4 protein-coding genes and 2 pseudogenes are annotated in these 5,031 nt (G+C 50.1%); 1 reads left to right on the top strand and 5 read right to left on the bottom strand.

Translation table 11 applies throughout. The annotated features are described in order from the left end of the window. The 5 genes and pseudogenes from QLG07_RS02360 to QLG07_RS02380 all read right to left on the bottom strand — a co-directional run. Nucleotides 1-1,126, bottom strand: a pseudogene (locus QLG07_RS02360) (integrase); the annotation flags it as partial. After that, nucleotides 1,126-2,112 carry a tyrosine-type recombinase/integrase gene (locus QLG07_RS02365; RefSeq protein ID WP_085016762.1) on the bottom strand — a complete coding sequence of 329 codons (987 nt, stop codon included), beginning with the start codon at nt 2,110-2,112 and terminating at the stop codon, nt 1,126-1,128. The gene QLG07_RS02365 and the pseudogene QLG07_RS02360, both read right to left, overlap by 1 nt. A gap of 73 nt (nt 2,113-2,185) precedes the next feature. Continuing rightward, nucleotides 2,186-2,413 (bottom strand): annotated as a pseudogene (locus QLG07_RS02370) (DNA polymerase V subunit UmuC); the annotation flags it as partial. A gap of 63 nt (nt 2,414-2,476) precedes the next feature. After that, nucleotides 2,477-2,875: a S24 family peptidase gene (locus QLG07_RS02375; protein WP_282468384.1), complete on the bottom strand. Its 399-nt coding sequence runs from the start codon at nt 2,873-2,875 to the stop codon at nt 2,477-2,479. 15 nt (nt 2,876-2,890) lie between these two features. Continuing rightward, a complete protein-coding gene (locus QLG07_RS02380; RefSeq protein ID WP_282468385.1) occupies nt 2,891-3,190 on the bottom strand; it encodes a TrfB-related DNA-binding protein in 300 nt (99 codons plus the stop codon). Nucleotides 3,191-3,714: 524 nt separating this feature from the next. On the opposite strand from QLG07_RS02380, the gene QLG07_RS02385 reads away from it, so the two are divergent. After that, complete coding sequence (locus QLG07_RS02385) at nt 3,715-4,401, top strand: replication initiation protein (RefSeq protein WP_101827021.1); 687 nt, start codon at nt 3,715-3,717, stop codon at nt 4,399-4,401. Nucleotides 4,402-5,031 lie beyond the last annotated feature (630 nt).

Consider the following 5,031-nt stretch of genomic DNA (forward strand, 5'->3'; position numbering starts at 1 on the left):
CGCCACTGTTCATGGTTAGGAAACCTAAAAAGGGTCGATTCAGTTTCCTAACCATGAACTTTAATCGCCCCCATCCCCAGCTTTCATAATCAAGCATAAAACGGCGAATGGCATAAACAAACCGGCTGCGGGAATGCGGCATCAGGGGTTCTCCTGAGCGTTTTGATTGTCTGCCCCCTTTCTTTGTATCCAGTGACAGCTCGTCTACTTTCAGTCTGCCGACCATTGCAATAAAGCTGGCGCAGGTTTCCATTGTCCAGTCAGAGGGCTCGCATATTTCCGGCTTTTCCCGGGCAAGCCACAGGCCACAGCGGAGAATAAAACTGTACTGAGTTTCTCTGGAGCGGGGGCGGAGTACCGACGTTTCCCGCCACATCCGGCACCACCGCGCCCAGTCAGGTGCGATACCTTGTGTTGGCTTTTCATGCCATTCCTGATAGTTACGCATTCTCAGGGGGCTCTCTATAATTCCCATAGCAGCAAGCGCACAGGATATTTTCCCCGTAGCTCTTGCGATTCCCCGGTCGTGGCAGTTCTGCCCCCGCCACAGGAGGTCTGTCGTAAAAGTTTCAAGACGCGGGTCGTTGTTCATCAGCATCAGTACACCCAGCATACCGGACATATTGTGCTTCTGATTCTGCCCGGCATATCCCATTGAGATCAGAACGTCTGTCAGCCGGTTAATTTCATGACTGACAATACTCCGGCCATATATAGCACTGGCGTACAACGACGGTGCGCCATGCACTGGCAGGCTGAGCGGAGAAGAAAACGGACCGAGATGAAAGGCAAAAGCAGCAAGCAGGGGCCTGCCGGAACAGTGTTGCTCACAGAGCGTTAACCATCTTTCCTGCGTCCACTGCCAGCAGGGCTGACCCGACCGGTGCGTTTCTGCAAGAACGGCAAGGAGGGTAATTCTGGCAAGTCTGACACTGATACTGCTTCGTGAGGCAATGTCCTGCAGAGGCAGCAGCAAATATGGCAGGGAATCTGGCCGATCGAGCGCAGCAGACCGCCGGTAGCCTGTACGTATCGCGTCTTTTTCCTCAGGACTCAGCGCATCGCTCAGCTGATAATCTGTGCGTTTGAAAGGTATATAAGTGACTGTGTTTTTTTTTCCACTCATCAGTAAGCCCCCGCCTGAAAAATAAGGCCAGCGATTTTCCTGTCGGTTTCAGCTACGGCTGCGGTTATCCGGCCAGACAGATCGGACCCTGACAGATGGATATAAATCTGTGTGGTGCGCGGATCTCTGTGTCCAGCATAAGTCGCCAGCTCATGCAGCTTCCAGCCGGCCCGAGCCAGATGGGTCAGGCGAAGATGGCGAAAGGTGTGGGTTGTAATCTGTGGAAGCCCCGTATCCAGAGCCCATCTGCGCACGGTTTTACTCCAGCTCCACACAGAAAGAGGAGTGCCGTAATTACGATCAGAAAATGAACGGAACAACGCCCCCTGTGTCCGGCCAGCCCGCTTCAGCTGCCGGAAAAGGTTTGCCAGTACCGGCGTAATGTCCGGACCATAGCACACAACCCTTTCACGCCGGCTTTTCGTTGTTTCCGGGCGGATACGGATCAGGCGATGAGCAGGGTCGATATCCTCAAGCGTCAGGGCTGTCACCTCTGCACGGCGGAGTGCACCAAAATAGGCCAGTGCGAGCATCAGCCGGTCCCGCAGGGAAGCAGCTGAAACATGTTTAAGAAATCTCAGCCATTGTTCATTGTCAGGTATTACAGGTAAGCGGGTGATACGCGGGACAAGCCCCCGCCCGGTATAAATGGCACCCGGTAAACCCGCGCGGGGTAGCGGATTGAGACTGCATATATCCTGATAAACAAGAAAGTCATACCAGAGACGGATAGCAGACAGGCGCAGCTGGAGCGTGGCACTGGCCGCAGGGTAAGGCATGCCAGGCAGCTGAGGGCGGATGTAGGCGGCGAGGTCTTCAAACCGGGCTTTTTCAGGTTCAATTCCGTTCTCGCTGCAGAACGAAAAGTAATGATGAAGGGCGCTACGGTAGGCGGTGAGTGTGCCCTGCGCCCGCCCGAGATCGGATAACAGTTTCAGCCAGCGCTCTGCCAGCAATAGGCTTTGTTCATTCGGTGGGATCAGCATCGTGTTCTCCTCTGACAGCAATATCGCTGCTCAAAGTTTACTCACTCAATGTTGCATTCCACTTAACTTACTAAAGCGCATAATTACTGGAGAAAATATGAACGCCTTTTTCGCGGAAAAAACGCTCATTTTTGAAAAGGGGATCGCCCATCTTGATGCCTAAAGCCTTGGCTTCTGCGGAACGAGCGATTACGCAGCCGTCATTGTTTGAGACCACACAAATGGGTTTCCCGCGCAAATCTGGCCTGAAGATCGTTTCACAAGAGGCGTAAAAATTATTGGCATCAGCAAGTGCAAACATAGTCAGATTCAAATTTATACTGTTTATAAATACAGTATTTGTCAAACCACTGTTCTTTGCAAGTTACTCGTTTGGTAGATCCAGGGCTACAGGTTCGATTTGAGAGAAACCTAACCCAGCCAAGTCAGTTAAGGCATAAGCTATTACGCCCCAGATTGGCGACTCATAGCCTTCTTTGATGGGAGTGATCATACGTTGACCTGTAAGAGTCTGCAGAGCTGGAGCTGGCGTCAGAAGGAGCTTTCTTATTACCAATTCATCATCCACACTCGCAATAACTAAATTGCCATGTTTAGGCTTCAGGCTGCGGTCTACCGCAAGCAAAGATCCTTTGAGGATCCCGCATGAAGGATAATCGTTTGTACATTCCCAAACGTACGTAGAGTGTGGCGAAAGTGAAACGAGGTTAGTGAAATCAATACGCTTTTCAGCGTAGTTTGTGGCAGGAGATTGAAATGCCATAGCCTCCTCCGGTATCTATAATTTATCTTTATTTATCAGGTACTTAGATGCCAATTCTTTTACTCGTTCAGCTTCTTTCTTAGGAAGCCATAAATTAACCAGTTCTAAGTCTTCGCCATCATTGAGGGTAAACTGCTGGTATAGCTCCCAGATCCTTTTTACAGCATTCGCTACGTTTTGCTTTGTACGGTCAACACGGATAGCTACATCAGCTTGCCGCTCTCCTTTAACCAGAACTGCATAACCAATTTCTGTGGTGATATGTGCAAAAGTAGACATTATGGGTGAAAGTCGATCCCATTCCTGCTGCGTCATTTGTCTTTTCTGCGCCATAACTCACCTAAGTCTCTACATATTTTGAAGGCTAAGTGTAATGCTGAATTTGGTCAACACAAGTATAAAGTAACTGTACTTGAATGTTTTCACTTGATGCCTTTAGCGAAAACCGTGAGGCAGTACAAAACTTGTTTTGTGCTGCCGAGGGGTTGACCGACAGAGCAAAGCGGCGTCGGTTTCAATGCTAATGTGACTTATCCACTTATCCACAGCGCTAAATTTTAAAGGCTTTTTAGTTAGTATTTTAATGCTTTTTAAAGCTTTTTAGGTACAGTTAATCTATTGAATTTTAAGGGGAATTAATGGCTAATTTTGGGAATTGCCCCTACTTTATGTGGGAATCAGCCCTAGATCTTATGGGAAACAGCCCTAGTAGTTATGGGAATCAGCCCTACTTGTTGTGGGAATCAGCCCTAGTTCACATTGAAGTTAATAATTAGTTGACTTGTGTGTACTGACTGGTATTGTGGGGGTCATAAATTAACCCACAGAAGGCAGCGGACATGGCTAATGCCCTGAAAAAAAAGATAAATGTTAAACAGTCTAACGAGCTAACCGAGGCTGCTTATCATTTATCTTTGAAAGCAAAGCGGGTTTTATGGCTCTGCCTTATGCAGACTTATTTCACAGATGAAGACGAGTCCGCTAACCCTGTTTTCACCGTTGCCGTCTCGGATTATGAAGATATTTTTAACGTAACCCGAAACCAGGCAAGCCGCGATGTTAAAGAGGGCGTGTTTGAACTGTCACGTTCTTCCATCATTTTTTACCCCAAAAGCGGTCGTCATGATGTTATCGCGCGCCCGTGGCTGACTGAAGCCGGCGGCAGATCGAGTAAAGGTTTATGGGAGATCGAGTTTAATCATAAAGTTTTGCCTTACCTGTATGTTCTTGGCAATCAATTCACAACCTATTCATTAAGAGATTGCGGAAGCCTCAAGAACCCTAGGACCGTTCGGCTTTATGAAAGCTTATGTCAGTTCAGAAGCTCTCAGATATGGGTCACTTCGCATGATTGGTTATCAGAAAGGTTCATGTTACCTGACTCTCAGAAAGCAAACCTTGCAGAGCTAAAGCGAACATTTCTTGAGCCAGCTTTAAGGCAAATAAATGATAAAACCCCTCTGAGCGTATCTTATCAGGCTGAGTCTAGCGGCAAGTTGATATTTAATATTCATCAAAAACAGTAATTTAATGTTTGATTTCAGTCTTATTGCCTTAAATTTGCTCTCATCCTGCCTGATTAAGCGCTGCTGAAAAAGTAGGGCTGTTTCCCACACCCAGCACCGGCACGCCCGCTGCGGTGCCCGGCGGCCCGCAAAGTAGAACCGTTTCCCACACCTGGCGCTGGCGCATCAGCCGCGTCGCCTTGCGGCCCGCAAAGTAGGGCTGTTTCCCATATCCGGCGCTGGCGCATCAGCTGCGTCGCCAGCTGTCCACCATGTAGGGCCGTTTCCCATACCTGCATCGGCGCATCAGTTGCGGCGCCAGCCTGCCCGTGATTTAGGGCTGGTTCACACGGCTGGCGCACGGCTGCCTGAAAAGTAGGGCTGTTTCCCACACCTGGCGCCGACGCATCCGCTGCAGCGCCTTGCGGCCCATAAAGTAGGGCTGCTTCCCACACCTGGCGCCGGCGCGCCCGTTGTGGTGCCAGGCGATCCGGAATGTAGGGCTGTTTCCCACACCTGGCGCCGGCGCGCCCGCTGCAGCGCCTGGCTGCCTGCAAAGTAGGGTTGTTTCCCACACCTGGCGCCGGCGCGCCCGCTGTGGTGCCAGGCGATCCGGAATGTAGGGCTGTTTCCCACACCTGGCGCCGGCGC

The sequence above is a fragment of the Erwinia sp. V90_4 genome (genome assembly GCF_029967685.1).
GTDB lineage: Bacteria > Pseudomonadota > Gammaproteobacteria > Enterobacterales > Enterobacteriaceae > Erwinia > Erwinia aphidicola.

Coding starts and splice junctions, on each gene's coding strand:
- QLG07_RS02365 (WP_085016762.1), bottom strand. CDS start 2,112: ATGCTGATCCCACCGAATGAACAAAGCCTATTGCTGGCAGAGCGCTGG.
- QLG07_RS02375 (WP_282468384.1), bottom strand. CDS start 2,875: ATGGCATTTCAATCTCCTGCCACAAACTACGCTGAAAAGCGTATTGAT.
- QLG07_RS02380 (WP_282468385.1), bottom strand. CDS start 3,190: ATGACGCAGCAGGAATGGGATCGACTTTCACCCATAATGTCTACTTTT.
- QLG07_RS02385 (WP_101827021.1), top strand. CDS start 3,715: ATGGCTAATGCCCTGAAAAAAAAGATAAATGTTAAACAGTCTAACGAG.